The sequence below is a fragment of the Paraburkholderia sp. J11-2 genome (genome assembly GCF_905220185.1).
Lineage (GTDB): Bacteria > Pseudomonadota > Gammaproteobacteria > Burkholderiales > Burkholderiaceae > Paraburkholderia.
Genome location: NZ_CAJMYY010000009.1, coordinates 186,516 through 213,289, shown reverse-complemented (window position 1 = coordinate 213,289; position 26,774 = coordinate 186,516). Strand labels below are relative to the sequence as shown.

General features: G+C 61.4%; 26 protein-coding genes and 8 riboswitches. Of the genes, 21 read left to right on the top strand and 5 right to left on the bottom strand.

Features of this window, described 5'->3' with window-relative positions; translation table 11 throughout:
• Nucleotides 1-20: 20 nt before the first annotated feature.
• From U5A57_RS15190 to U5A57_RS15175, 4 genes are all read left to right on the top strand, one after another.
• Nucleotides 21-248, top strand: a complete 228-nt coding sequence (locus U5A57_RS15190) for a hypothetical protein (protein WP_321912257.1) — start codon at nt 21-23, stop codon at nt 246-248.
• An 8-nt stretch (nt 249-256) separates the two neighbouring features.
• Nucleotides 257-454, top strand: a complete 198-nt coding sequence (locus tag U5A57_RS15185; protein WP_321912120.1) for a DUF3562 domain-containing protein — start codon at nt 257-259, stop codon at nt 452-454.
• Nucleotides 455-731: 277 nt separating this feature from the next.
• A riboswitch (Fluoride riboswitch) is annotated at nt 732-798 on the top strand.
• Between the two features lie 163 nt (nt 799-961).
• Complete coding sequence (locus U5A57_RS15180) at nt 962-2,497, top strand: MutS-related protein (RefSeq protein WP_321912118.1); 1,536 nt, start codon at nt 962-964, stop codon at nt 2,495-2,497.
• Nucleotides 2,494-4,050 carry a MutS-related protein gene (locus U5A57_RS15175; protein ID WP_321912116.1) on the top strand — a complete coding sequence of 519 codons (1,557 nt, stop codon included), beginning with the start codon at nt 2,494-2,496 and terminating at the stop codon, nt 4,048-4,050. The genes U5A57_RS15180 and U5A57_RS15175 overlap by 4 nt, the downstream gene beginning before the upstream one ends.
• 97 nt (nt 4,051-4,147) lie before the next feature.
• On the opposite strand, the gene U5A57_RS15170 is transcribed toward U5A57_RS15175, so the two are convergent.
• Nucleotides 4,148-6,241, bottom strand: coding sequence for a dynamin family protein (locus tag U5A57_RS15170; RefSeq protein WP_321912114.1), 2,094 nt, complete (start codon nt 6,239-6,241; stop codon nt 4,148-4,150).
• A gap of 14 nt (nt 6,242-6,255) precedes the next feature.
• Nucleotides 6,256-6,978, bottom strand: coding sequence for a hypothetical protein (locus tag U5A57_RS15165; RefSeq protein WP_321912113.1), 723 nt, complete (start codon nt 6,976-6,978; stop codon nt 6,256-6,258).
• A 76-nt stretch (nt 6,979-7,054) separates the two neighbouring features.
• Nucleotides 7,055-7,122, bottom strand: a riboswitch (Fluoride riboswitch).
• 94 nt (nt 7,123-7,216) lie between these two features.
• Between U5A57_RS15165 and U5A57_RS15160 the strand changes: the two genes are divergently transcribed.
• On the top strand, nt 7,217-7,642 hold the full coding sequence (locus U5A57_RS15160; RefSeq protein WP_321912111.1) for a hypothetical protein: 426 nt from the start codon (nt 7,217-7,219) through the stop codon (nt 7,640-7,642).
• 18 nt (nt 7,643-7,660) lie between these two features.
• On the opposite strand, the gene ppa (U5A57_RS15155) is transcribed toward U5A57_RS15160, so the two are convergent.
• Both ppa (U5A57_RS15155) and U5A57_RS15150 read right to left on the bottom strand, forming a co-directional pair.
• Nucleotides 7,661-8,200, bottom strand: coding sequence for an inorganic diphosphatase (gene ppa, locus U5A57_RS15155; protein WP_321912109.1), 540 nt, complete (start codon nt 8,198-8,200; stop codon nt 7,661-7,663).
• A 12-nt stretch (nt 8,201-8,212) separates the two neighbouring features.
• On the bottom strand, nt 8,213-8,683 hold the full coding sequence (locus U5A57_RS15150) for a hypothetical protein (protein WP_321912108.1): 471 nt from the start codon (nt 8,681-8,683) through the stop codon (nt 8,213-8,215).
• A 122-nt stretch (nt 8,684-8,805) separates the two neighbouring features.
• Nucleotides 8,806-8,871: riboswitch (Fluoride riboswitch) on the bottom strand.
• Nucleotides 8,872-9,024: 153 nt separating this feature from the next.
• Nucleotides 9,025-9,092: riboswitch (Fluoride riboswitch) on the top strand.
• Between the two features lie 172 nt (nt 9,093-9,264).
• On the opposite strand from U5A57_RS15150, the gene U5A57_RS15145 reads away from it, so the two are divergent.
• The 16 genes from U5A57_RS15145 to U5A57_RS15070 all read left to right on the top strand — a co-directional run bounded on the left by U5A57_RS15145 (nt 9,265) and on the right by U5A57_RS15070 (nt 25,060).
• A complete protein-coding gene (locus U5A57_RS15145; RefSeq protein WP_321912106.1) occupies nt 9,265-9,594 on the top strand; it encodes a DUF190 domain-containing protein in 330 nt (109 codons plus the stop codon).
• Nucleotides 9,594-10,130, top strand: coding sequence for an inorganic diphosphatase (gene ppa / locus U5A57_RS15140; RefSeq protein ID WP_321912105.1), 537 nt, complete (start codon nt 9,594-9,596; stop codon nt 10,128-10,130). Before U5A57_RS15145 ends, ppa (U5A57_RS15140) begins: the two co-directional genes overlap by 1 nt.
• Before the next feature lie 78 nt (nt 10,131-10,208).
• Nucleotides 10,209-11,507 carry a phosphopyruvate hydratase gene (gene eno / locus U5A57_RS15135; protein WP_321912104.1) on the top strand — a complete coding sequence of 433 codons (1,299 nt, stop codon included), beginning with the start codon at nt 10,209-10,211 and terminating at the stop codon, nt 11,505-11,507.
• A gap of 39 nt (nt 11,508-11,546) precedes the next feature.
• Nucleotides 11,547-12,839 (top strand): phosphopyruvate hydratase, encoded by a 1,293-nt coding sequence (eno, locus tag U5A57_RS15130; protein ID WP_321912102.1) that lies wholly within the window; start codon nt 11,547-11,549, stop codon nt 12,837-12,839.
• 44 nt (nt 12,840-12,883) lie between these two features.
• Entirely contained in the window at nt 12,884-13,228 is a 345-nt protein-coding gene (locus U5A57_RS15125; protein WP_321912101.1) for a hypothetical protein, read from the top strand.
• Between the two features lie 151 nt (nt 13,229-13,379).
• Nucleotides 13,380-13,748: a DUF190 domain-containing protein gene (locus U5A57_RS15120; protein WP_321912099.1), complete on the top strand. Its 369-nt coding sequence runs from the start codon at nt 13,380-13,382 to the stop codon at nt 13,746-13,748.
• 50 nt (nt 13,749-13,798) lie between these two features.
• Nucleotides 13,799-13,870, top strand: a riboswitch (Fluoride riboswitch).
• Nucleotides 13,871-14,035: 165 nt separating this feature from the next.
• The gene (locus U5A57_RS15115; protein WP_321912098.1) at nt 14,036-14,983 is read left to right on the top strand and encodes a respiratory chain complex I subunit 1 family protein; all 948 of its coding nucleotides are present in this window, start codon (nt 14,036-14,038) and stop codon (nt 14,981-14,983) included.
• A gap of 4 nt (nt 14,984-14,987) precedes the next feature.
• Nucleotides 14,988-15,668: a hydrogenase gene (locus U5A57_RS15110; protein ID WP_321912096.1), complete on the top strand. Its 681-nt coding sequence runs from the start codon at nt 14,988-14,990 to the stop codon at nt 15,666-15,668.
• A gap of 2 nt (nt 15,669-15,670) precedes the next feature.
• Nucleotides 15,671-17,149: a proton-conducting transporter membrane subunit gene (locus tag U5A57_RS15105; RefSeq protein WP_321912094.1), complete on the top strand. Its 1,479-nt coding sequence runs from the start codon at nt 15,671-15,673 to the stop codon at nt 17,147-17,149.
• Nucleotides 17,146-18,633, top strand: coding sequence for an NADH-quinone oxidoreductase subunit C (locus tag U5A57_RS15100; protein ID WP_321912092.1), 1,488 nt, complete (start codon nt 17,146-17,148; stop codon nt 18,631-18,633). Before U5A57_RS15105 ends, U5A57_RS15100 begins: the two co-directional genes overlap by 4 nt.
• 30 nt (nt 18,634-18,663) lie before the next feature.
• A complete protein-coding gene (gene nuoB / locus U5A57_RS15095) occupies nt 18,664-19,473 on the top strand; it encodes an NADH-quinone oxidoreductase subunit NuoB (RefSeq protein WP_321912090.1) in 810 nt (269 codons plus the stop codon).
• Nucleotides 19,474-19,477: 4 nt separating this feature from the next.
• Nucleotides 19,478-21,457 (top strand): proton-conducting transporter membrane subunit, encoded by a 1,980-nt coding sequence (locus U5A57_RS15090; protein ID WP_321912089.1) that lies wholly within the window; start codon nt 19,478-19,480, stop codon nt 21,455-21,457.
• Between the two features lie 136 nt (nt 21,458-21,593).
• A riboswitch (Fluoride riboswitch) is annotated at nt 21,594-21,659 on the top strand.
• A gap of 78 nt (nt 21,660-21,737) precedes the next feature.
• Entirely contained in the window at nt 21,738-23,054 is a 1,317-nt protein-coding gene (locus U5A57_RS15085) for a voltage-gated chloride channel family protein (RefSeq protein ID WP_321912087.1), read from the top strand.
• A 25-nt stretch (nt 23,055-23,079) separates the two neighbouring features.
• Nucleotides 23,080-23,436: a DUF190 domain-containing protein gene (locus U5A57_RS15080; RefSeq protein ID WP_321912086.1), complete on the top strand. Its 357-nt coding sequence runs from the start codon at nt 23,080-23,082 to the stop codon at nt 23,434-23,436.
• A 28-nt stretch (nt 23,437-23,464) separates the two neighbouring features.
• Nucleotides 23,465-23,815: a hypothetical protein gene (locus U5A57_RS15075; RefSeq protein WP_321912084.1), complete on the top strand. Its 351-nt coding sequence runs from the start codon at nt 23,465-23,467 to the stop codon at nt 23,813-23,815.
• Between the two features lie 33 nt (nt 23,816-23,848).
• Nucleotides 23,849-25,060, top strand: a complete 1,212-nt coding sequence (locus U5A57_RS15070) for an MFS transporter (protein WP_321912082.1) — start codon at nt 23,849-23,851, stop codon at nt 25,058-25,060.
• Here U5A57_RS15070 and U5A57_RS15065 read toward each other — a convergent pair.
• Entirely contained in the window at nt 25,040-26,143 is a 1,104-nt protein-coding gene (locus U5A57_RS15065; RefSeq protein ID WP_321912081.1) for a hypothetical protein, read from the bottom strand. The two genes, U5A57_RS15070 and U5A57_RS15065, sit on opposite strands and share 21 nt — an antisense overlap.
• Nucleotides 26,144-26,439: 296 nt before the next feature.
• Nucleotides 26,440-26,512, bottom strand: a riboswitch (Fluoride riboswitch).
• Nucleotides 26,513-26,622: 110 nt separating this feature from the next.
• A riboswitch (Fluoride riboswitch) is annotated at nt 26,623-26,684 on the top strand.
• The last annotated feature ends 90 nt before the right edge of the window (nt 26,685-26,774 follow it).

The window sequence follows — 26,774 nt, the reverse complement described above, 5'->3', positions numbered from 1 at the left end:
ATTAATTCTTTGGAGGTATGATGATCGACAACGATACGCCAGATGAGCAAACCATTTCTATTTCTACGTCCGCAATCTGGGCGCTGGAACGCCTTACAGAAATTCGCTACGGGAGAGACGCACCGGCGCTCGGCTGGTCGGTTACCCGAGAACTGATCAGTGCCGGCTACGTTGACTACCCGTCTGGCACGCGCTCCGGTATTACGGTTACGGCTGCTGGACGGGCATTCCTGAAGGGCCGGAAATAGGGGCTAACATGCGACAGCTTGACGTCGAAGACATCGTGAAGGAAATCGCCGCCGAATCGAATACTCCCGTTAGTCTTGTTTCGAAGATGTATGCGGAGACATGGGCCGCATACAGTGAAGGGGCTCGAGTCATGGACTACCTGACCGTCCTGGTCACACGTCGTGTCCGTGAAGACCTCCGATCTGATAGGAATCGTCTGCAGTGACGCGGAGGTGAGGGTTCGGCATGTGGATTGAGTGCTTGGGTTTCGTTTGTCGTCGGTTCGACATGGGTGACACTGCCGCAACGCTCCTTGAAAAGGTACGCAGGCATCGCCAGAGTATGTCGACCTTATCAAAGCACCTTGTGATCGAATCGCTTTATGGCGGCTAACGTGTCGCGGGCGCAGAACTTGCGCGACTACGCCCGCCCGCCGCAGGCTCGGTCGTCGAGTTGCCTCTGGGTCACGGCCGTACTTGTAAGCCCGATGTCGTCGGCGTAAACTGCGAAAAGGAGATGGCATTCCTCCCTAAAACCGCCCCGACGGGGGCTAATGATGCCTACAGGCCTGGGAAGAGGCGCTGTAGGCATGCGCGGGATTCGCGCTAGACCCTCTGTGCCTTTACCGCCCCTGTGGCAGTTCCCAGATCGTGATCATCCTTTTCGGCTAGCCCGCTGAGCCGAAGCGGTTCGTGCGCGCTGACGACGTCCACGAGTGCAGGGAGAGTCATCGATGGCATTCCATAGCATCCTCTTTGAAAGGCCCGAAGACGGGCCACCATCCGACGATATTGAGGAACCGGACTTCTTCGGCGATCTCAACCTCGATCAGCTCGTGAGCGATGTGACGCGAGGGCTTGACGAATATAGCCTCACTCCTTTTTATCGCACCGAGCTGACCAGGGAACGCGCCATCACGTACCGGCACGAGGTTATGCGAGACCTCGACGATCCTGACGTCCTGCTTGCCGTTCAGACGTTCGCGCTCGTCATGCGGAAAATGCGTGCCTGTCTTGGCGACGTTCAAAAGCTCTATTACAAGCGGCAGAAGCAATGGTGGTTCCTTGAAGCCGCCTCGCGTTACTGCCAGGGAACGTTGGCACTTTCCAGCCAGCTAATGGACCTGTGCCCAAAGTCCCGCGGATTGAGTGCGTTCGGCGGTTGGCTCAAGGAATACGTCGATTCTGAAGCCTTTATGAACGTTTCGCGTGATATCGACGAAACGCGCGCGGCGTTGGCTGGGGTGCGGTACAGCATTCATCTCCACGGAAGTGCCGTGACGGTCCTCAACTACGACGATGAGGAGGACTACAGCACCTACGTTCTCGGGATCTTCGAGCGCTTCAAGCAGGGCGAAGCTAAAGACCATAGTGTGGCGCAGAAAGACTGGCCCGAGATGAATCACGTAGAAGCCCAGATCCTCGACTGTGTTGCGCAACTCAATCCGCAACCATTTTTTCTACTCGAAGCTTTCTTCCGCAACCATGCGGATTTTCTTGATCCGACCATTGGCACCTTTGATCGGGAGATCGAGTTCTACACTGCATACCGCAGCTATATCCAGTTGTGTCGCGATGCGGGGCTGAAGTTCAGCTATCCGGTGGTATCGGGCGAATCAAAGGCTGTTCGCTGTACCGGGACATTCGATCTCGTACTGGCCCATAAGCTCTGCGCGGATAAGGTGGCTGTCGTTTGCAACGACCTCTATCTTGAAGACCCAGAACGAATATTCGTGGTTTCCGGACCCAACAATGGAGGCAAGACCACGTTCGCCCGAACCTTTGGTCAACTGCACTTCCTGGCAAAGCTCGGACTACCCGTTCCGGGACGCGACTCGCGTCTCTTTCTCTACGATCGCCTCTTTGCGCACTTCGAACGCGAGGAAAACACCCTGGACCTGCGCGGCAAGCTTCAGGACGACCTCATGCGAATGCACGGCATCCTGAAGGCATCCACCGAGAACAGCATCATCCTGATGAACGAGATTTTCAGTTCAACGACACTCGCGGATGCGTTGTTTCTCTGCCGGCAGATCATCGGCGAATTCATGGAGCGAGACGCCCTCTGTGTCTGCGTGACCTTTATCGAAGAGCTCTCGCGACTGGGGCCGCAGACGGTGAGCATGGTGAGCGAAATCAATCCGGATCGGCCGTCGGTCCGTACATTTCGTGTACGCAGGCGTCCGGCCGATGGTCGCGCGTACGCACTGTCCGTGGCCGAACATTACGGTCTCACCTACGAACGTATCAGGGAGCGCCTGTCATCATGAAAGCCTATCTGCTCCATGACGCCAGTGACTTCCCCTGGGGCCGCGACGAATTCTGGAACGAGCGTACCCTCAACCAGGACCTGGAACTCAATACGCTCTACAGGGCGATGTCCGCAGATGACGACTATTTGTTCGACACGGTCAGAAAGGTTCTCCCTGTGAGTCTTACCGACCTCGATGCCATCCTTTACCGCCAGGCTGTGCTCCGGGACTGCGTCGAACACGAAGAGACGGTCAGGCAGCTTTACGCCATTGCAGTCGAGGCACTTGAAGTTGAGCGGAAGACGTTCTACTGGGCGCTGTCGGCATCGCCCAGCAGCGTGTTGCACAGCGCGCGGGAACTGATTCAGGCGATGCTCGGGGTGCTGGGCAAGCTTCGCCGCATCGCCGACGACAACGTGGGACAGTTCGAGTCGGCCGGCTTCCGGCGCTTTTACGCGATGGTAAAGGACGAGTTGACTGACGACTATTTCGTGACGATCACGCGGTGCCTGAAGGAACTCAAGTTCAGCAGCGGCGTGCTCATCAGCGCCCGACCCGGGCGTGGAAACAAGGGCGAATACTACGTGCTCCGCAAGCCGCACAAAAAGGACCCAAACCTCTTCAAGCGTCTGCTCGCAAAAGGGCCGCCGTCGCGCACTTTCCATATCGCGGAGAGGGATGAGAACGGCGCGGGGGCTGTCTCGGAACTCGAGGCAAGAGGCCTCAATCACGTGGCGAATGCGCTGGCCCAGTCGGCGGACCACATCAAGAGTTTTTTCATCATGCTCCGGGCGGAACTCGGCTTCTATCTCGGCGGCCTCAACCTGCGCAACGAGCTTTCGCGACGCGCGATGCCGGTCTGCTTTCCCGTAGTGCATCCACCCGGTGAGCGTAAGCACCGCTTTCAGAAGCTCTATGACGTGAGTCTCGCATTGCGAATGCAGGAACCGCCCGTGGCGAATGACGTCGATGCAACCGGTAAGGACCTCATCGTCGTGACCGGCGCGAACCAGGGTGGCAAGTCGACGTTTTTGCGCGGCATTGGCATCGCCCAGATGCTGTTACAGGCGGGCATGTTTGTCGGTGCTGTGGAGTTCGACGCCAATGTGACGCAGGCGATCTTTACCCATTACAAGCGCGAAGAGGACGCCACGATGCACGGTGGCAAATTCGACGAGGAACTGAAACGCATGAGCGAGGTGGTGGATCATCTGGCGGAAAACGGCCTGTTCCTTTCGAACGAGTCGTTCGCGTCGACCAACGAGCGCGAAGGCTCAGAGATTGGCCGTCAGATCGTGGATGCGCTGCTCTCGCACCACGTAAAGGTTGTTCTCGTGACGCATCTGTTTACCCTGGCAAAGGGCCTCTACGATGACGATCCGTATCCGAGGACGTTTCTGCGGGCCGAACGCCGGGATGACGGCGTTCGCACTTTCAGGCTCATGGAAGCCGAGCCGTTACAGACAAGCTTCGGCCAGGACCTGTATCAGGAGATATTCGGCACAGGTCAGCACGCGCCAGACGACAGCGTCAAGTCGGAGGGCACCTTGTCAGGGGTCGACGAGTCTTGACGCGCTGGCGATCCTCCCACCGACGGAGGCTCGCCAGTGCGCGATTTGAGTCAGTTACCCATCCAGAGCCGGGAAGTCTCGCTGTGGTGGCGCAGCTTCATTTCCCGGACAGGTCATTATGTTCAATAGCGCCAAGGATCGCCAAGTCATCCTTCAAACGTTGCACGTTCGGCTGGACCCCTTCACTGCCCTGGTCGCGCAAACGTTCGAATCGTTCGATGTACTCCGTCAGCGCCTGAGCCAGCGAGGTCAGGCTTCGTTGTTTCCACGTCTCGAGTCGCTGCCGATAGGTGTCGAGTGCCCGGCGCACGACTTGCACGGACGCACTGGAATGCAACGCAACGCGAGCACAGAAGTAGAACCCCCACCGCCCGAAGACCCGGCCCCACGATCTCGCCAGTAACGTCGTTGGCAAATCCTCCTGTAGAGCGAAAGCTGGAGCAATGAAAGAGACCGGCAGTGCTGAGACCATGCCGGGTTGGCCCAACATTTCTTCGACACGGCGGAGCGCGACGCGGGCGCTTGCATGGTGGGTCTCGACGGTTCGCATCGCCGCGCTGGACAGCGATAGTGCACGTGCATTCGTCGCGAGCTCGAGCAGTCGCGTTGCGTCGAACGAGAGATCGTGAGTCTCGGACCATAGCGACGCGGCGTTGTGGGCAATCTCGTCAATGAGTCGGTTCATTGTCCGGTCGATCGCTTTTGCAGCGCCTGTCCTGGAGCCGATTGCAGCGTGAGCGGCATCGCGGTTCGCGTTAGGGGTTCGCAATGCGTCGTCAAGCTGCGCACTCGTACTGGCAGCGGGCGCGTGTAACATCAGCCGGGTATGGATGGCATCAAGCACGTCACGCCGTAATGTCGCGAGTTGACGCCGACGTATTTCCGCTCGCTGCAACCGACACTGCGCCAGCGCTTCGGCAAAAGGGCCATCGAACCACGCGCGCCGCCATGGTGGATCTTCTTCCCGTGTGCTGACCAGATAGACGGGAACTTCGAGCTGCGTGCTTTGCCAGAGTCCGCGAACGACGTGTTCGTAGATACGCCAACGGTCCTCAGCGCCGACAAGGTCGACCTTCGTAACGAGTACAACAACCCGCGCGCCATGGCCGGAAAGCTGGCGAACGAGCGCGGCCTCGTGAAGCGTGAGGGGGGCCGCCGCCGAGATGAGCACGACTGCGATGTCGCACCAGGGCGCGGCGGTTGCGGCTACCGGTGCAACGTCCCAATCGTCCCATGAGACGCCAGGGGTGTCGATGACGGTAGTGCCATCGTAGAGCAGCGGCGAGGGGGATTCGAACGTGATTCGCGTGACGCCGCGGGAGTTCCGGGAATTCGAATGCTCGTCGACAAATTCGGCTATGCGAGCGCGGTCGATCAGTTCAGTCTTCGAGACGGCAAATTCTACTGTACCGCGCGCTACCTTCCCGTAACGGATCTCGACCGGTACGGCAGTTGTCGGAAGTGCCGCGACGGGTAAGAGAGCGTCGCCTAACAGGCTGTTTATCAACGACGATTTTCCGGCACTGACAGCACCAAAGAACCCAACGACGATGTCCGGCGACGCCAGGTGTCGTGCTAAGTCCATGCAACGGCGATGAAGGTCACCGAGCCCGTGCGACGCGGTAATCCTTTCGAGTTCGCTTACGAGCGGTTGAGCGGGCGGACTGCCCGGGATACGTTGTGGGCCGCGCGACCCGGGACCGGCGAGCGTCTCTCCCGTCCGTGTCGTCATGTCGAAGTTCTTCGCGAGTGCATTTTCGAGCCCGTCGAGCAAGGCCATCAAATGACCGACGAGGCGGCAGGCGTCTTCCTCTTGCCCCTCAGTCAACCCACAACCATCGCTGATGCTGGCTTCCTTCGCGGCGCGCGGATCAAGTTCGGAGAGTGCAAGCATCGCTTCGCTGATACGGAGCCTGCAGGATTCGAGGGAGCTGGTGCGCGGCGCGGGGAGGGAAACATCATGGCGAGCGGTTATCGTTTGCATCGCCTTGCGGATCAGCTCAAGCTCGCTGATCATCATCTGGTGCTGGACCGGAGCGGCGTCAGCGACGCGGGACGCAAAGGGCGAGCGCTGCATGAGCGGATCGAGATAGTGCAGTGCATCAGTGAGGCACGCATCGATGCGAACGAAGGCATCTCCCACGCGTCGAGCGTACACCGCGGGGAAAGTGTCCTGCCTGTCGTTTCGCATGATGGTCGCTCGGCTCAGTTGGCTGACAGTGTCTGCAGGATCTCGCTCCAGCCGGCGCACCAACCGATGGCGGCGATCAGCGCACCCCGATCCGCCGCGGTATCCGTTCCGCGGCTGTCCCAACGGAAGGAATGCTCGAAACGCGCGAGATGCTCTGCAATGTGGGATACGGCCACGCTGTGGTGCTGCAGGACAGTCGAGCCATCGTGCTCCATTGCTTCAATCAGATGAGCGCGGCAAAGCGCGTCGCCGCGGCTTCCGGAGCATCGTCCGCAGACATACGGCAACCATCCTTCGCGATTCTCAACTGCGAACGCGCGCGCATTGGTGAGATCCCGACCTTGAGCAAGTCGTTCCGGCGGCGCGCTCCCCCGAGATTCGGGGCCGTAGCCCAGAGTGCACATATGGCATGGGCCGGAAGGCCTCAGTCGATGTCGCATCACTCCCGGTGGCGTCAGGCTGTACACGCCATGCCCAGCCACCAGGTGCGCAGCACGTCGCATCAGTTCGTTGTACAGAATTGTGCTGCCGTGGATCAGATGCGGGCGAAAGGCCGCCTCAACGCAGAAAAAGGAAAGACCATGCCGCGCGCACATTCCCCAATGGGCGTAGAGGCGCGCTCTCACGTCCGCATCCATGATGCTGCCCTGGATAAACCACCAGAGAAAGTCGACCTCGCCGTCAGACAACGGCAACGGGAGCGAAGAGTGCGCAGCGAGATGGGGAGAGGCGGGCACGAGACGCTGTCCGGTAAGACAAACGGAAAACAAAATCTGGACAGGGGCATTGAGATGACCCGACAGCTCCCGACCAGGAACCGTAGGCATCATCAGCCGGGCGAAGCCGGCGGTTTGAGGAGGTATGCCATCTCCCGCAACTTCATTCTAGTGACGCCGCTTCGAATTGGCAACGGATCACCCATGCAGGCATGAGCGTTGTCCTACACTGTCGCTAAGGCGGCACGGAGGCTCAAAAATGGCAGCACCATCCGAGAACACGAGACGTGCGCTGCGCGGGCATCTCTGGCGTTTGCTGGAGCTCCTCGAAAAGGTGCGGGAGACGAGCGGCACCCACGCGAGCAGCAGCGCTCACATGAGCTATGTGCGTCGTCCCGGTGGCGACGCGCTGGATCGCGTCCAGCGCTTCCTCGAAGACTTCGACCAGGAGGTCGGCCGGGCGGCGATTCGATGGGGGATCGACATCGAGGGGGAGCCGATTGATGCGATGCACGCACTGTCTGTCACATTGCAGTTTGTCGGGATTGCGATCGATGAGATGTCGCCAACGCGCCTGTCCGGCTTCGGAGCGCTGGAACCGGCATTCGAAAAAGAATACGCGGCGTTTATCAAGAGACTTCGCGCGCATCTCGACGTCCTGCAGCGTTCGCTTGAGCAGAGGTAGACCAATTTTTCACGCGATTCAGTGGCCGGCAGCCTCCCGGTAGGCCGAAGCGGCCTGGAGCAACTCGCTCGCGGCATCATCGGATGAACCCCAGTGCTCGAAGCGAGACCATTTCCCTTGCTCAAGGACCTTGTAGTTGACAAAGAAGTGCCGGAATTCATGCAGGAGCAGTCTGGGCAAGTCTTCCAATGCCAGTATGTCCGCGCTTGACGGACAGACGTTGCTCACCGGAACCGCGACGATCTTTGCGTCGGGGCCGCGTTCGTTGGTCAGATGCATGGTGCCCAGGGCTCGCGCCTCCACGACGGCGCCAGGCACGATTGGAAACGGGGCAACCACGAGAACGTCCAGGGGTCTGCCATCTGGAGCGAGCGTGTCCGGCACGAATCCGTAGTTGGCGGGATAACGCATGCTCGTCATCATGAACGTCTCAACGCGCAGCCATCCCGACTTCGGGTCGGCCTCGTACTTTACAGGCTCCCCAAAGGCAGACATCTCAATGATGACGTTAAAGGACGCAGGGAGATTGCTGCCTGCACCGATTCCGTCGTAGTCCAAATCGGTTCCCCCTTAGCTACGCAGGGTTGCGACAAGCCGCTTCGGGCGCAACAATAATCCCAGACCGTCGACCGCGTGGCGAACCACGACATCGGCGACGTCCAGCGTGTCAATGGCGAGGCCCTCGGTGCCGAGCACGGCGATCCCGAGCGCGGACTGCTTTAGCATGAGGGCGTCGTTTCGCCCGTTACCCATTCCAGCAACGCGATCCGGGCCCAGGCGCCTAACATAGTCGCTTTTGGCGAGCGCCTGTCCTGCGGCGGGCAGGCAGACGACTTCCACCGGACAATTACGCAGATGCTCGCGCGCATCGCCGTAGGTATTGCCGGTTATGACATGAAGATCCAGTTCGTTGGCCAGCGCCGTCAGACGTGACTCGACGCCATCGAGCAGACGCCCATCGACGGCGAGCGTTCCGTTGAAATCGAGAACAAGATGCTCGAGGTTGAGGGTACGAAACCCCGGGATGTCGATGACGATCATCCGTCTCTCCTTGCGCGCCTCGAGGGAAATCGGGCCCCTGCCACGGCGCAACTGGCGCTTTGCCCGCGCCATCCTGGAGCATGGGAAGACAGACATGCGCAACAGCGCGGCCCGATGTCCGGACGGCTGCAGGCATCATTAGCCGGTCGCACCGGCGGTTGGCGGAGAATGCCATCTCCGTAAGATCCGGTGCTACAACTCTAGACAATGCCGGGAGGCTGCGCAATCCGGTTTTTTGTGACTGGGGGCTGAGGGTGCGTTGGCCCGGTCTCGGGAACGACGCACCTTCGGAAGTGCTTCGGCCATGGCCAGTAGCGGGTGCAAAATATGCGTGTTACACTGGCCCGAAAGGAGATGGCATTCCTCCTCAAACCGCCGGCTTCGCCCGGCTAATGATGCCTACGGTCCCTGGGTCAGGAGCTCGTAGGCATTGCCAAAGCGTCCTGCTACCCAGATTTGTTCAATCTACGAATCTGGTAATTCATGCGATCTGTTCCTTTTCTGTGCCTTGCGAGGCGTGGTGGTCACGCGCGTTCGTTTTTCCTTGAGGTGGCGGCCAGCCTGTCTGTGTGGAGGCGCCCATGAAGGGGAGCCAGCTCACCCTCTACGCTGCGAACCAGAGCCACCGTGTGAAACACATGACGGTGGTCGAATGGTTGCTCCATGAAGCCAAAGAGGCTGGCATCGTTGGCGCGACGGTAGTCGAGGTGGCGGAGGGCGTGGACGCGAAGGGTCGATACCACGCGGCGCGTTTCTTCGAGCTCACGGATCAACCGGTCGCTGTTACCTTGATCGGCGAGGATGAAAGGGTAGATGCAATGCTGGCCTTACTGCGAGCCGGCGGCATTCGCCTTTTCTATACGCGCACGCCGATCGAATACGAGACCCTCGGAACGGTTGGAGGCCAGTGATGGATTTCAACGCTATTCCACCCGGCGAGAACGTCCCGCTGGAAGTCAATGCCATCATCGAGATTCCGGCTCAGAGCGAACCCGTGAAATACGAGGCGGACAAACACCTCGGACTCCTGAGGGTTGACCGGATCATGAGCGCCGGTATGCGCTACCCGGGCAATTATGGCTTCATTCCGCAGACGCTTGCCCGGGACGGCGATCCGCTGGACATCATCGTAATCGCGCCATTTCCGCTCGAACGGCTGTCGCTGATTCCCTGTCGACCGGTCGGATTACTGAACATGACCGATCAGGCCGGCCCTGACGAAAAGGTGATTGCGGTGCCGACTGACGGCGTCTGCCCGGCGACCCGCATCATCACGGACCTGGATGGCGTTGGCGAGTACACGTTGAACCAGATCCAGTTTTTCTTCGAGAACTACAAGAAGCTCGAGCCGGGCAAGTGGGTGCAGTTCGAGGGGTGGGCGGACATCGACGCGGCGTATCAGGCAATCCGCATCGCCGTGGCGGCGTTTCACGACGCACACCCGTGATTCTGTCTTCTTCCGATCTCGAGGTGGCCATGCGAAAGCCGGTCACCGGATCAGAGTGTCGAGTCCGCAGGAGCCGCGATGAGCAACCACGCAGTGATTGACACGATAGGGGCCGACGAAATCCTTGATTCGCGCGGCAATCCGACGGTCGAGGTCACCGTTACGCTGGACAACGGTATCGCGGCCACTGCGGCAGTACCTTCCGGGGCATCGACCGGTGAATTTGAAGCGGCCGAGCTTCGGGACAGGGATCCCGGCCGGTATGGAGGCAAGGGCGTACTGCGCGCGGTCAAGCACGTGAATGAAGAGATTGCGTGGGCGCTGACGGGGCTGAGAGCGGACGACCAGCGACTGATTGACGAGAAACTCATCGAGGTGGATGGCTCCGAGACGAAAGAGGTGCTCGGTGCGAACGCGATCCTGGGAGCCTCTCTGGCGTGCGCGAAAGCCGGGGCGATGGAGAGCGGCTTGCCGCTGTTCCGCTATCTCGGGGGGACAAACGCCCACGTGCTGCCTGTCCCGATGTTCAATGTACTGAACGGCGGCAAGCACGGACACCGTGGGCCGGATGTCCAGGAGTACAAGCTGGTGCCGCTTGGCGCACCGACGTTTCGCGAGGCACTGCGCTATGGCGCGGAAACGTACCATGCGCTTGGCGCCGTGCTGGCCGAAGGGGGCGCGTCCACGAATGTGGGTGACGAAGGCGGCTATGTTCCCCAGTTGCCCTCGAACGCGGTCGCCGTGGAACTCATCCTGCGGGCGATCGAGCGCGCAGGATACCGGCCAGGAGAGGATATCGCGATTGGTATCGATCCGGCGGCAAGTTCCTTTTACGCGGAGGGACGCTATCACCTGAACCGGGATGACAGGGTCCTGACGTCCGCGGAGATGATCGCGTACTGGGCGGACTGGGTGGACCGCTATCCGCTGATATCGCTTGAGGATCCCCTTGCGGACAGTGACTGGGAGGGGTTCGCCGCATTGACGCGCGAGTTGGGTAGCCGCGTGCAGATCGTGGGCGATGACCTGTTCGTGACGAACCGGAGGTTCCTGCAGCGAGGCATCGATGAGCACTGCTGCAACAGCATCCTCATCAAGCTCAACCAGATCGGCACCGTGACGGAAACGCTGGATACCGCGCAGCTCGCGTTCTCTGCTGGATATACCTGCCTTGTCTCGCACCGGTCCGGGGAAACGGAAGATACGAGTATTGCCGATCTCGCGGTCGCGCTGGGTTGTGGCGAGATCAAGTCCGGTGCCCCGGCGCGCGGAGAAAGGGTGGCGAAATACAACCGTCTGCTCGCCATCGAGAGAATGCTCGGTGACGACGCGCGGTTTGCAGGGCGCTCCGCGTTCCGGCAATTCCGTCGTGGCTGAGCCGGCAACGGCAGTCGCTGGCACCTGGAGAAAGAGCAGATGGCAACGTCCGCGTCGATCGCTCGCGTAATCGGAGAAGAAGTCCTGGATTCCCGGGGCAATCCGACTGTGCAGGTTACCGTCGTGCTCGACGACGATTCCCTCGCGCACGCAACGGTGCCATCGGGCGCGTCGACGGGGGAGTCGGAAGCCATCGAGTTACGTGACGGCGACCGGCAGCGATATGGCGGCAAGGGCGTCCTGAACGCAGTCAGGCACGTCAACGAGCTGATCGGGCCCGCACTGGTGGGCCTGCTCGCCGATGACCAGTGGCGGATCGACGCCGTGCTGATCGAACTCGACGGCACGGATTTCAAGTCCCGTCTTGGCGCAAATGCAACGCTTGGGGCGTCCCTGGCATGCGCGCGCGCCGCCGCGCAGGCCTGCCGCCTGCCACTTTTCCGGTATCTCGGCGGGGACGAGGCGCGGGTTCTGCCAACGCCAATGCTCACGGTACTGGACGGTGGCATCCATGGGAACGGCGGGCCGGACCTGCAGGAATTCATGCTCGTGCCCGTCGGTGCACCGACGTTCAGGGAGGCGCTCCGGTATGGCGTGGAGAGTTACCATGCATTGCGTGATCTGCTGGTCGAACGTCACAGCTCGACCAACGTCGGCGACGAGGGGGGCTTTGTCCCGGCGCTTTCAACCAATCGTGCGGCGCTCGACCTGGTGATGCAGGCAATCGAGCGCGCCGGATACAGGCCAGGGGAAGACATCTCGCTGGCCATTGACTTTGCCGCGACCAGCCTTTGGCGTGACGGTCGATACCGGCTGGCGCGTGAGGGGAGCGACCTTTCGGCACAGGAGATGGCGGGACTGTGCCGGGAATGGGGCGAGCAGTACCCGCTGGTGTCTGTTGAGGACCCACTCAGAGACAACGACTGGGGCGGCTATGCCCAGCTGACGCGCGAGCTCGGCGACCGGATGCAGATAGCGGGCGATGACCTGTTCGTGAGCAACCGTCCGTTTCTCGTAAAGGGAATCGCTCAGGGTTGCTGCAACTGCGTCGTCGTCAAGCCCAATCAGGTCGGAACGGTTACCGAGACGCTGAACACCGCGCGTATGGCACTCGCAGCGGGCTATTCGTGCATGGTGGCACATCGTTCAGGGGAAACGGAAGACACAAGCATTGCTGATCTGGCAGTGGCGCTGAATTGCGGCCAGATCAAGGCCGGGGCGCCGGCGAGAGGCGAGCGCGTCGCGAAGTACAACAGGCTTCTGACCATCGAGGCGAGGCTTGGCGAACACGCGCAGTATGCGGGGCGCGCGGTGTTCCAGCGCAGATGTTGATCGGTGGTGCACCGTGAGCGGGGATGGAGGAGAGCGTGGATGGCATGCCGAGGCTGCTTCATGACCGGGCGCTATTTGAAGCATTGTTGACACACGTCCAGACACTCAACGTTGCGATTCGCGAAGGCGTCATCTTTGGCTACCCGGCGATTTTCATCGACGATCGCGTCGCCTTCTGCGTATACGGTAGCGGCATCGGTATCAGGTTGCCCGCAGGTGTCGCGCAGCTCATGGTCGATCGTGGACGTGCGTTTTATTTTCAACCCTATGGGCGCTCCCTCATGCGGGAATGGGTGGAGATGCGCGTTCCCCGCGACCGGCTGGATGAAATCACGCATGTGCTGAGCGAATCGATCCGCTTCATGAGGGCGTCTGGAGACAGTACCTGATCGGCTCTGGCGCACCAGCTCGGCGGCCGCGCTTTTGCCGCGCTGCAGCATCCGTGACGCCCGTAGCCATGCACTAGAATTCGTTGTGGGGCCTTGGGCCCCGGGGCTGCCGACTTCGTGACGGCATCCTGGTGTCGTTGAAGGAGCAGACATGAACGGCTACCAGCTCACTTTCTATACCGAACAGAATCGCCGCCATGGCCACCATACCGTCGCGGACTGGCTGCTTCATGAAGCGAAGCAACTGGGCATTCATGGTGCGACGGTCATTAATTGTGCAGAGGGAACGGGGCATGCGGGGGCGCATCATGCCGCTCACGTGCTCAGGCTGACCGATCAACCCGTCCAGGTGATCCTTGCCGTTACAGAAGACGAGGCTGACCGGATGATGGACGCGGTGAGAACCGAGCACGTGCATGTGTTTTATACCCGCTCTCCTGTGGAGTTTGGATTGGTCGGCGGTGACGAACATGAAAGCGCCGGGAAGCATTTTTCTCTCTTCCACCGGCGGCCGCACTAGAAGAAGGTTGCAGGCTTGCATGTATCGAGGCGTCTCCTATACTCGATACTGTTGTTTGCGGAGATGGCATCCTCCCTTAACCGCCGCGTCGTCTCCACGTGGCTAATGATGCCTACCAGTCCCCGGTAGCCGGGGCCGGTAGGTATTTTGGCCGGCTCGCATTCACGAGCATCCCGGGCATATCAATGCCAGAAAAAAGCGAAGAACATGGGATGCACCAGCGAGCGTTCATGGCAAATCCCCCCCTGCGTTGACCTTTGCTCCCCTGCATGGGCGGGAGCCAGGCCATGAGCGCACGCGACATCCTGCTCCAGATCGCCCAGGTGGCGACGGTGCTCGCCCTTTCGCCGCTGCTGCAGGGCGTGATCCTGCAATGGGAGGAGCGCATCCAGCGTGGGCGGGGGCCAGGCATCTTCCAGCCCTATCGCGACCTGCGCAAGCTGTTCCGCAAGCAGATCGTTGTGCCCGACACGGCGTCGTGGATCTTCTGGTGCGCGCCGATCGTGGCGTTTACCTGCATGATGACGGTGCCGATCCTGATCCCGGTTCTCACCGATTTTCCGCTGCCACTCTCCGACATGGGCGACATACTGGGCGGCGGCCTCATTCTCACCCTGGGTTCCTTCGCCATCGTGCTGGCCGGCCTTGACTCGGGCAGCGCCTATGGCGGCATCGGCTCAAGCCGTTCTGTCATGCTCGGCATACTGGCTGAGCCCACCTTGATACTCGTGCTCGTCGGCATTACGTTGCTTGCCAAGGCGATGTTGCCGTTCGTGGTGAACCACCTGCTCGTCCAGCAGCCCGCTGTGTACTGGAGCCCGGCGCACCTCTTTCTCGTGTTCGCTTTCTTCGTGCTGCTACTCGTGGAAACGGACCGTCTGCCGATACATTCGAGCACGCATATCGAGGTCTACATGATCGAGGAGGCCCGGATCCTCGAATATTCCGGCCCACTCCTGGCACTCCTGAAGTGGGCGTCGATGATGAAGCAGTTCATCCTTTTCACGATCTTCTGCAACGTGCTCACCCTGCCATGGGGGCTTTCGCAGCGCGGTACCGTGATCGGGGCGGTCGGCGCGGCAGCGGGGCTGTTTGCGCGGATGCTCGTCGTGGCGCTCGTGATCGTGCTGGTTGAAACGGCGCAGTCCAGACTGAGGTTTTTCCGCTATCAGGAACCGCTCGCCGCCTCGTTCATGCTCGCGGTACTCGCGATTGCTGCAAACCAGTTGCGGTGACGCCATGCTACTTGCCCATCTGAATCCTCTGGCGGCGTCCCTGTTCAGCCTGCTGGCGATCGGCAGCCTCCTGCTGGCGTTCGTCATGCTCGGCTCGCGCTGGCTCAAGGACTATCTGCTCGCCTTCATGGCGGAGTCATGGTTGATCGCGATCCTGTCGGGCGCCGTCGGCTATTTCGGCAACTTCCACGAACTGTATCTGGTGGCCGTGCTCACGGCATTCTTTCGAGGTCTTGTCCTGCCGTACCTGATCTGGAGGATCATTTCGCGACTGTCCGTCGAGCGCGAATTACATGTCACGTTGCAGCCGAGTTCGAGTCTGGTGCTCGGGGCGTTGCTGGTCCTCTTTGCCTTCGTCGTCTCGAATCATCTGGGGAACTCGCTCGGGCTGGGCGGCACGGTGGTCGTGCTCGCATTGACGGTGATGCTGTCGATGAAGCTCATCGGATTCCTGATGCTTGCAGTGCGGCAGGAAGCGATCAGCCAGGTGCTTGGCCTGCTGGTTCTCGAAAACGGAATCTTTCTCGGCTCACAGATTCTGGTCCCGGGTATGCCGCTTCTCATCGAACTTGTTCTCCTGTTCGATCTTCTCGTCATCGTGGTGAGCTTCGGTGTGCTCGTGCGCTACCTGGTCGCGCACGTGGGCAGCACGAGCAGCCATGAACTCAGGCGTCTGGTGGGGTGATCATGATCGAAGCATGGCTGGCGATTGTCGTCCTCGCACCGGTGCTGGCCGCCCTGGTTGCTGGCGCGAGCCAGCACGTGAGAATGGCCGAGTACGCCAACCTCGCGGCCGCTGTCGCGTGTCTCGTCGCGTCGCTATGGCTGGTCATCCATGTCGACGGATCGAGGACGTTTATTAACGGATACGTTCTTTTCGACGGCCTGGGCGCGTGGACCCTTGTTTGTACCTGCGTCGTTTATTTTCTGGCTTCCGTCTACGCTGTCGGCTACATGCGTCTTCTCAGGGAGGAGGAGGGGCGCTTGCCCGGCTTCTACGCATTGTTTGCGTTGTTTGCCGCGACGATGATCTGCGGCCCGTTGATGAATAACATCGGCGTGTACTGGATCGCCATCGAACTGACGACGCTGGTGAGCACGTTTCTGGTGGGCTTCGAGCGCGGCCAGGAAGCCATCGAAGCGGCGTGGAAATACATCATCGTCGTGTCCGCCGGCATCAGCCTCGCGCTGCTCGGGACCGTGCTGTTTTACTGGGCGGGCAGTCTTGTCCTCGGCCCGACATACGACATGACGTGGGATACCTTGCGTCACGCAGCGCCGCGCATGAGCCCAGCGCTCACGCAAATGGCCTTTCTTCTGGTGCTTGTGGGTTACGGGACGAAAGCAGGGCTCGCACCCATGCACACGTGGTTGCCTGACGCACATAGCGAGGGTCCGGCACCCGTATCGGCCATGTTGTCGGGCGCACTACTGAACACGGCGATGCTCGGCGTCGCCCGCTTTCTGACCATAACGGATGCGGCGAGCGGATCGATGCTCCCGCGCACGGTTCTCGTTGCTTTCGGCGCATTCTCGCTGTTCGTCGCTGCGCTGTTCATCGTGCGGCAGCAGGGCATAAAACGGCTCATGGCGTATTCGAGCGTCGAGCATATGGGTGTGCTGGCTCTCGGCTTTGGGTTCGGCGGCTCGCTTGCCATCGCCGCGGTGCTGTATCACATGCTCAACCATTCGCTCAACAAGTCGCTCATGTTCTTCGGTGCGGGGAACGTGATGCGTGTTTATGGGACGAAGGACATGGATGCCATACGGGGCGTCTGGTCACGCTTTCCGGTGACCGGGGCATTGTGGATCGCAGGAGCCGTCGCGATCACGGGTGCGCCGCCATTCGGTCTCTTTCTGAGCGAACTAGCGCTGATGCGCGCCGGGTTCGCTACTCCGAATGCATGGGCCGTTATCGTGCTGCTGCTGCTCCTGATCGTGATCTTCATCGGATTCCTGAATCACTTTCGGACCATGTATTTCGACACGCGGACGCCGGATGCCGCTGTCGCATCTGTTGCCAACGGCGTCGAGGTCAGCCCGTGGATGACGTTACCAATGTGGATGGCACTCGTACCCGTATTCGTGCTCGGGATCTGGTGGCCGCAGGAGCTGTGGCGCTATTTCGGTGTCGTCGCGACAGATCTCGGCGGAGGCGCGCGATGACGAACTGCGAGTACGTGACGCTGTCGATAGACGAGCTGATGGGGCGTGCGCAGGCGCTGGTCGCAGCAGGCGGCCGCTTTCAGGGCGTGTATGCGTGGTTCCCGAGTGCATCAGACGCAGAGTTGCGATACGTCGCCACCTTGCCCGGTCAGGAGACGTTCACTGGCTGGCGTGTTCCGGTGAGGGCGGACTCCGTGCCAAGCCTTGCGGCAATCAGCCCGCTCCTTGGCTGGCATGAGCGCGAAGTCATGGAAATGAGCGGCATCGCGTTTTCGGGACACCCCGAGCCGGAGAGACTGGTGACGGCGTTCCTGCCGCAAACGGATCGGGGACCCCTTGAGCCTTCCGGTTCACAACGAGACAGCGTCGCGGCAACGCTGCCGGCTCCGGTATTGCCAGCCGTATCGGGCAAGCATGTGCAGTTGCTTCCCTTCGGGCCGGTCCGCGCTGACGTACTGGAATCCGCCCAGTTCATTTTCTACTACCTTGGCGAAGGCATCCTGCACTATCACCCGAACCTGTTTCTCAAGCACCGCGGGATGGAGAAACAGTTCGAGGGCATGGATGTTGGGTCGGCCACGTTGCTCGCTGAGAGGGTAGCAGGCATTGACAGCGTGGCGCATGCGATCGCTTATGTCGAAGCCATCGAGGATGCCGCGGACTGCGAAGTGCCCGTCAGGGCGCAATGGATCCGGCTTCTCGCCGCGGAGCTCGAGCGCATCTACAACCATCTTCATTACCTGGGGCACCTGTGCCACACGACGACCCTGAAGGTCGGCGAAGCGCAGGGAAAACTGCTTGAGGAGCGGGCGAAACAGATCAACGGCCGCGCCAGCGGCAGCCGCTTTCTGCGCAGCCTTGTGTGGCCGGGCGGCGTGCGCAGTGAGCTTGATCTCGAAACCATCAGGGAAGGGCTGGGGGTGCTGAAGCCGCAGATTGACGAATACATCGGGCTGATTGAAAGAACGACCAGTCATCTCGACCGTCTGATCTCCACGGCACCCTTGAGCCAGGAGCTCGCCTTTGACCAGGGTGCGACCGGACCGATCGAGCGTGCCTCCGGTGTGGATCGTGATCTCAGGCGCGATCATCCCTATGCAGCCTATCGCACGCTGAAACCGGAGGTTGCCGTGGCGCAGGAAGGGGATGCCGCAGCGCGGATGCGGGTTCGCATCGCGGAACTGCGCGCGAGTATCGCACTCGTCGACAGGGCCATCGCCGAGGGGCTCCCCGAAGGCGCGTTATCTGCTGTATGCATGCCCGTGGCGGGCTCCGAAGGGCTCGGCTGGTCGGAGTCGCCGCGCGGGACGGTTCTGTATGCCGTGCATATCGGCACCGACGGGCGGCTGTTGCGCGTGAAGATCAAGTCGCCGTCGTTCGCAAACTGGCGGGTGTTTCCATCGACCGTGCACGACAGCAACATGATGGACTACGCAATCAATGAGGCAAGTTTCGGGCTGACGATCTCGGGCTGTGCCCGGTAGCCATCGCAGACGATTTGAGGAACGCATGCCATGTCACTCTGGACCTGGTTTGGACTCAAGGAAGGCAGCGCGAGCACCGACTGGCCGTTGAAGGGCGGCGAGGACGGGCAGCGGGGAGTGCTTGGCATGCCGCGCTATGACCCGTCGAAATGCCGGCCGAACTGCGACGAGTGTGCACAGGCCTGCGTGACTCACGCCATCAGTTTCAGATCACAGGACGATGAAGCCGCAACCCCGGAAGTCGACTGGGGGCGTTGCATTGTTTGCCAGCGCTGCGCGGAAGTCTGCCCGACTGCGGCTTTTACCCCATCGGCGGACTGGGCGCTGGGTGTCAGCGAGCGGCTCGATCTCAAATGGGACACGGCATTTAGCGAACGCATCCCTCGCGAGGTCATGGAACATGGGCGACGCGCGTTTGGACGCAGCCTGCATATCCGGCACGTAGACGCGGGGTCGTGTAACGGTTGCGAATCCGAGTTGCAGGCATTGAACAATCCCTTCTATAACCTGCACAGGTTAGGGATTTTCTTCACGCCATCGCCTCGCTTCGCCGATGTGTTGCTGGTTACAGGCCCGGTCACGAAGGCGATGCACGGGCCGCTTCTCGAGACCTGGGAAGCGATGCCGGCGCCACGCTGGGTGATTGCAACCGGCACCTGCGCAGTTTCCGGTGGCGTCTCGGGCGGCAACTACGCATCGGGTACCGGGCTTGACGGTGTCGTGCCCGTCGATGTCTATCTGCCAGGCTGCCCGCCCAACCCTGCGGCGTTGATTCACGCGCTGTTGATGATCGTCGGGCGGGCGCAGCAGCGAATGAGGGGAGGCCGGATTGAACGCTAACCACTTGCTGGGCATTGCGGCCGCGGCCTGGGTGCTGGCCGCCATCCTTTCCCCGCTACGGGTCATGCATCGCCCGATCCGCGCGCTGCTTGGCGCAGGCTGTGTGCTCGGGATGCTCGCCTGTCTCGTCGCCTTGCCGCTGGGCACGTCGCCCGTAAGACTGGGCGTCTCGCTGGCATCTCACCCAGTCTCGTTCGCAGTCGAACCGTCGGGTTTGTGGTTACTCGGTTTCGGGCTCGTCCCGGCCATCTTCGCCTGCTGGCTCGGGTCGCCGCTTGCGGGGCGCTCGGGACGCTGGTACGCGGGGGCGGCATTCAGCCTTCTCGGTGCGCTCGGCGTGACTGGCCTGCAGGACGGGACCGCGCTGCTGGTGGCATGGGAGGTGATGAGTCTCGGCGGCGCGCTGATGCTCGCGGGGGAACGTGCAGAGGAAAACGAAGCAAAACCCGTCTTGCTGATGCTTGCCCTTCTGGAGGTGGGGGCGGTCGCGCTCGTATTTGCGATCATTGTGCTCGACCACGCAGCGAGTGGAATTGGCTTCAGCAATTTCGTTGTCAATGCGACGACCTCCAGCGACGTCGTGTCATGGTTTGCGGGGATTGCGCTCCTCGTCGGGTTCGGCGCGAAGCTTGGCTTGCTGCCCTTTTATGAGTGGTTTCCGAGGGCATATTCGAGTGGCAGCGGGGCGACCGGCGCGTTGTTTTCGGGCGTCGTGCTCAACGCCGCGTATTTCGCCTTGAGCCGCGGGTGGAACACGTGGCTCAACGTGGCTGTTCATCCTGATACGGCGTTCGGCCTGGGCGTGATCGCCATCGCGGTGGGCGTCGTGAGTGCCATCCTCGCCGTGCTCTTTGCGTTCCAGCAGGACGACTGGCGCGCATTGTTGAGCTATTCGTCTGCTGAGAACGCATCGGTCGCCGTGGTGATGCTTGGCGTGACGCAACTCTTTCGTGCCGATCATCTCCCGGATCTCGCAGGGCTCGCCTGGACCGTGGCGATGCTGCATCTCGCCGGTCATGCGCTGGCGAAAGGCGCGCTCTTTCTGACCGCGGACGGGATTTTCCTTGCCTCCGGGAACTACGACATCATCTCGCGCGGCTGGCTAAAGCGCAGCGGCTTTCTGCTCGGATTCGGGGCGCTGTTCGCCGCGATGAGTCTCGCGTCGGTCCCGCCGCAGGCGGGCTTCGTCAGCGAGTGGTACGTATTCCAGTCCGTTTTCCAGGGCTTCCACCTTTCGTCGTTTGTCGGGCGGCTTGCGCTGGTGCTTGCCGGCGCCGGACTTGCACTTGCGGCGGCGGTTGCGCTGGCCACTTTCGTCAAGGTTTTCGGCCTGGGGTTGCTTGGCTTGCCGGATGTCGACGTGACGCCGCTCGTGCCTCGCACAAACGCCCTGGCGGTCGGCATCCTTGGCCTTTGCGTGCTTGCGGTGGCGGTCGGTGCACCCCTCTGGCTGAACGCACTGGCCGCAGACGCGCAGGCGCTTTTCAACGCCAACAGTCCGCAGGCGATGGTCGCGGGTTGGTTGCTTGTTCCCCTGACTGACAAGTTCGCCTTCATCTCGCCGTCGAAGCTGATTATTGTGATGCCGCTGCTGGCAATCCTGCCTCTGGCATTGCTGTGGTTCACCAGGCGACGCGCCGTCAGGCGTGTCCCCGTCTGGTTTGGTGGCATGACAACGAACCAGCGCGACGCCATAACCACCGCGCTGACATTCTCGAACGCGATGCGCACGTTCTACAGTTTTGTGTACCAGCCGACGATCAGTACCACGCGCGAGCACGAGCAGCGCGAGTACTTCATCAAGCGCCTCGTGTTTTCGGCAGGCGTAACCGACCTGTTCGAGCGACACCTGTTTGATCCTGCGGTACGGATTGTCAACCGGTGCGCGGAGAAGCTGCGCGCCCTGCAGTCGGGCAATCTGAATTTTTATCTCGCATTGATCGGAGGATTGCTGATCGCGATCCTTTTCCTCACGCTGCTATAGCGTTCGTCCTGCCAGCCGCACCAGGCCCTGGCGGGGCCTGGATCGCCGCCCGTCTGGCGACGGGCGGGTGGGTGGGGTGGTGCGTCCTTTTCGCGACAGCCCGGTTGCAGGGGAAAACGTCGTCCCTTAAAATCGCACGGCTTTCGGAGATGGCATACCTCCCGTAACCGCCGCGTCAGCGGCTGATGATGCCTACGAGTTCCTGGGTGAAGGAGGTCGTAGGTCGTCCGTGCGGGGGCCCCCGTCGCCCGGGTTTGATGAAGTTTCAAACCTGGAAAACATGAAAAACCTGAAGTCTCTCGAGCAGGTGGCCATGGTGCCTTACATGGCGCGCTGGCTGCTCCTGTCATCCATCCTCGGCACACTTGCCGGCACCGCATCCGCTGTCTTCCTCTACGCGCTTGATCGCGCAACCGATATCCGCCTCGACAACCCGTGGCTGCTGTGGCTGTTGCCATTGGCAGGGTTCGTCATGGGCTGGGTCTACCACCGTGTGGGGCAGTCTGTCGAAGGCGGCAACAACCTCCTGATCGACGAGGTCCACGATCCGAAAAAGATCGTGCCCAAGCGCATGGCGCCGCTCGTGTTGATCGCGACCGTCGTGACGCATCTCTTTGGCGGCTCGGCGGGCCGTGAAGGCACGGCAGTCCAGATGGGCGGTGCGCTGGCCGACCAGGTAACGGCGCTCTTCGGCCTTGAAAAGGAGGAGCGCCGGATTCTCCTCATGGGTGGCATTGCCGCGGGCTTTTCGTCCGTCTTCGGCACGCCGCTGGCCGGCGCAGTGTTTGGCCTGGAAGTGCTCGCTATCGGCCGCCTTCGTTACGACGCGCTGCTTGCCTGTATTGCTTCATCGGTCGTGGCGGATCAGGTCTGCCGCGTTTGGGGTATCCATCACACGGTGTACAGCATTCCGGCGGTCCCGCCGGTCACGGCACTCGGCGCGGCCTCGGTAATCGTTGCAGGAATCGCCTTCGGCGTGGTGGGCATGCTGTTCGCCGACTCGACCCACGCGCTGTCCGCGCTGATCAAGCGCAAGATCGCCTACGCGCCGGCGAGACCCCTGCTGGGCGGTGCGATCGTCGCCCTGGCAGGCGTGCTCCTGAACGTCCCGCAATATCTGGGTCTCGGTATTCCCACGATCGTCCAGGCATTCAACGGGCCGCTGCCGGTCTACGACTTCGCCGGAAAGTTTGCCTTTACAGCTGTCACGCTGGCCTCCGGCTTCAAGGGCGGCGAGGTAACGCCGCTGTTCTACATCGGCGCGACGCTTGGCAACGCGCTGGGACATGTGCTGGCCCTGCCGATCCCCGTACTTGCTGGTCTTGGTTTCGTCGCCGTGTTTGCCGGTGCAGCGAACACGCCGATCGCATCGACCATCATGGCCATTGAACTGTTCGGTTCGGACATTGCCGTGTATGCAGCACTCGCGTGCGTTGTGGCCTATCTCTTTTCCGGCCATACGGGCATCTATCGCGCCCAGCGCGTCGGCCATGCCAAGCACCCCCTTCTGCCTGCGGGAATGCGTCTTTCTGACATTCCGGCGCTTCGGCGTGCGCGTCGTGCGGCGGCCGCCGCTGCATCGTCAACCCAGTCGTGACCCGAACACCATTCCCCTGAACACCATGTCCAAACTGATTTCGCTTCGCCTGTATTTTCACCATTCTGAACGTGCTCACGCGCACGAACCGAAACGCTTCTGGCAGCGCTTCACGCGACCGAGTCTCGCATGCCACCTGCTGGAGCACGCCCGGCGTGCAGGTATCGAGCAGGCGGTCCTTCACCGGGTCCATGCCGGTTATCTGAACGGAGACCGTGTCCACCATGAACACGTTGAGGCCGCGCATCACCGCTTCCCGCACTGCATCGAGCTGATCGACCTTGAAAGCAAGGTGAGGGCGTTCTGGGGCGCACACGGCAAAGGCCTCCATAACGTGCGCGCCGTCTTCCTCCCCTGCGAAGGAGCGGTAGTCGAGAGTTAAGTCCGTTTTGAGCACATGGGGAGACGCCATGACGTGGGATGCAAAAAAGGAGCGGTTGAAGGGGCAGATGATGCTCGTGGCCTATGCATTGCTTGCGAATGAAGTGCTGGCGTGGGCTTTCTCATTTCTCGCGATCGCGATCTATCCAGGAATGCAGCGATGGTGGTTCATGGCCCTGGGAGCTGTGACCATGCCTGTGGCAATGACATGGATCGGCCGGGATGCGAAAAGGGCCTATGAAACCGCGGCGCACGAGCGGTTTCTGGGCTTCGACGGCCTCCCTCCACGCGTAGCGTCGATTGCCGATAACTGCCCGAGTCGATGGCTCGTCCTCCTGCATATCCAGATGCATCCCGAGTTGCGTTTCCACGAACGCTAGGCAGCGCGATTTCCGTCGCGAGCGGAGACTGTCATGAATGGCACCGATGGAGGCTTCGCTGCACGACGCGCCATGAGGTTCGTACTCCTCGTGGGCGTCCTCAGCCTTTTCGCGGATTGCACCTATGAGGGGGCGCGCAGTGTCCTCGGCCCATGGCTCGCCACAATGGGTGCGTCCGCTGCTGCCATCGGAATTGTGGTCGGGTTTGGCGAACTGCTGGGTTACGGGCTGCGCGTCGTGTCGGGGAGACTGGCTGATGCGTCGCGCCAGTTCTGGCCGATAGCTATCACGGGCTACGTCGTGCAGATGAGTGCGGTTCCGCTCCTGGCTTTCGTTCAGAGCTGGCAGCTCGCAGCGGTCCTGATCGTGTTGGAGCGCACGGGCAAGGCCATACGCAATCCGCCGCGAGACGTGATGCTCGCCAGCGCGGCAAAACGAATCGGTGGCTATGGTTGGGCCTTCGGGATACATGAAGCATTCGACCAGTTTGGCGCCATGGTGGGACCGCTCATTGTCGCTGCCATCGTCGCCGTGCGCGGAGACTATCGCTTTGCGTTTGCCGTCCTGGCTATCCCCGCCTCTTTCAATCTGTGCTTCGTCGCGCTCGCACGTATCGCCTTTCCGCGCCCCGAGGACCTGGAGCAACGCGACAAGGAGGACGCAGTCGTCGATCGTTATCCTCTGGACTACTGGGTGTATCTTGCGGGGGCGGGCCTCGTCGCCGCCGGCTTTGCGGACTACCCGCTGATCGCGTATCACTGGTCAATCCATCGGGTGATTCCGGTGGACTGGGTGCCGCTGCTATACGCGGTCGCCATGGCGGTGAGTGGGGGAGCGTCGCTTCTTCTCGGACGACTTTTTGACCGGTACGGGTTTCGCGTCCTGATCGCGTTGACCATCGTCGCTGCGGCTTTCGCGCCACTGGTGTTCCTTGCAGGCCGCATGGAATACGTCGTTCTCGGCGCCGCGCTTTGGGGCATGGGCATGGGAGTTCACGAGTCCATCATTCCCGCGGCCGTGGCGCCGATGGTAAGCCGGGCGCGCCGGGCGTCTGCGTTCGGTGTCTTCACGGCCACCTACGGGGTCTGCTGGTTTGCCGGTAGCGCATTGATTGGCTGGATCTATGACAGGTCGATCACGGGCGCAGTCGCCTTCTGCGTCATTTCGCAGCTGCTTGCCCTTCCCGTGTTCGCGTGGGTCAGCCGTCGGAATGCGGGACCGAACTCAGGCATCGCCGGAAAGTAGCGCCTTTGTCTGGACGCCAACACTTTTGCGGAGTTCGGGCGCGGGCGGTGCGTGGTGATCCCGGTGCAGGGCATTGCATAACGCGGTGTTAAGTCGGTGTTCGATCAACGGATCCGATGCGTAGATAAGCGCCTCTGCGAAGTGCTTCAAGCATACCCCGGAGGTGACCCGCGCAGCGTGATCGTCATCCTTCGCCCGGCTCACTTCCCTGATCAACCGGGCAATGGCTCGGCGCGCTGCAATTTCTTCGGTGTCACAGCCAGGGCACGATTCGCGCTGAACGGTTTCAGAGGCGTGCGCGGTACCATTCGCGCGGGCGGCGCTGCCTGCCGCATTAAACCACCGGAGCCTGCTGCGCGGACGCCGTTTCGGAGCGTTGCTGGCTCCCGGCACAGGCGCGACCGGGCGAGCGGCCAGCACGCCCTCGAGATAGCGCTGAAGCGCCGCGCGCTGCAGTTCCCGGTCTGGCTGCGCGAGGCAAAGGAACAGGTGATTTCGACAGGTCGGGAGCGTGATCCAGCCAGGTTGTTCAAGACGCACGTTCTCCGCCGCAGACGTCAGCCACTGGGTGCGCCCTGTGCGAATCGCCTCGCAGACCGGACACACACAAGGTGACTCCTCCCGGGGCATGCCATCGCGAGCCAGTTGGTAAAGCATATGTCGTACGGCTATGGCGCTCTCAGAGGAGCTGACGATCGACGGCGCGTCGAGTACTTCGAGTGCCGTGTGTGCCATGTTGCGTAACTGGCGAACGAGACGGCCCCGCAAGGGCGGTTCCGTGCGTTGGGCCAGAAGCTGGGTGTGGGTAAAGCACAGCGGCGGCAAGCCACCATACTTGCCGTTATGTTCCAGCCCGCGCAGCACGCTCGCCAACGCACGCCCTTCGCTACGATGAAAATACGTACATGCAGGACAGCGCCCCCGGGCATTGAACAGGATGTCCTGCAGCAACTCGTCCTGAAGGGCCGTGCGCTCAAGCAAAGAGACGAGATGGCGGGCAGCCGCGTGAATCGTGTCGTCAAGGGCGCGTGCAGCCTTGCGGGACGACGCAAGGACGGCCGCATGATCCGGGCAGAAACCCATGCTCGTCGCTACGGTCTGCGCAAGTAACGTACGTGCGCGTGCATCCCGCATCAGGCGTCCAAAGTATCGCTCATTCGCGCCCGCGAGCTGCGTACAGATGACGCATTCTGGCCCGCCAGTGGAAACCGCACGGGCCGTAAGTTCTGACGGGCGTTTGCCCGCAGCGATGAGAGGTGTGGACCAACGGCTGGTGTCGCCCGAGTGGGGGGCTTGTGAGGGCATGGCAGTCACGCTCAGGTTTTCGCTTACGTGACCTGGGGATGGCTCCGGTAGACAGCCAACGGTGCCCCCCCCAGGGGTCCGTAGGCATCATTAGCCGCACAAGGGAAAGCGCGGCGGTTCAGGGAGAATGCCATCTCCGCGAACTCAGTCTATCGCATATCGAAATCCTTCGGCAACGCGACGAACATGGGAAGTTTGACGCCTGCGAGGGCTCGCAAACACGTTGCGACGCGTGGGTACCGGCGATAAGATTGAGGCGTACTGGTGGAGATGGCATTCTCCCTGACCGCCCGCTCGGGCTGATGATGCCTGCTGGCCTGATTGAAGGCGGCACTGGCACGACCACCAGTTCCCTTCATCCTGTTTGTGCCCGTGGCACGTCGACGCATCGACGCTCGCCTGGGGCGAG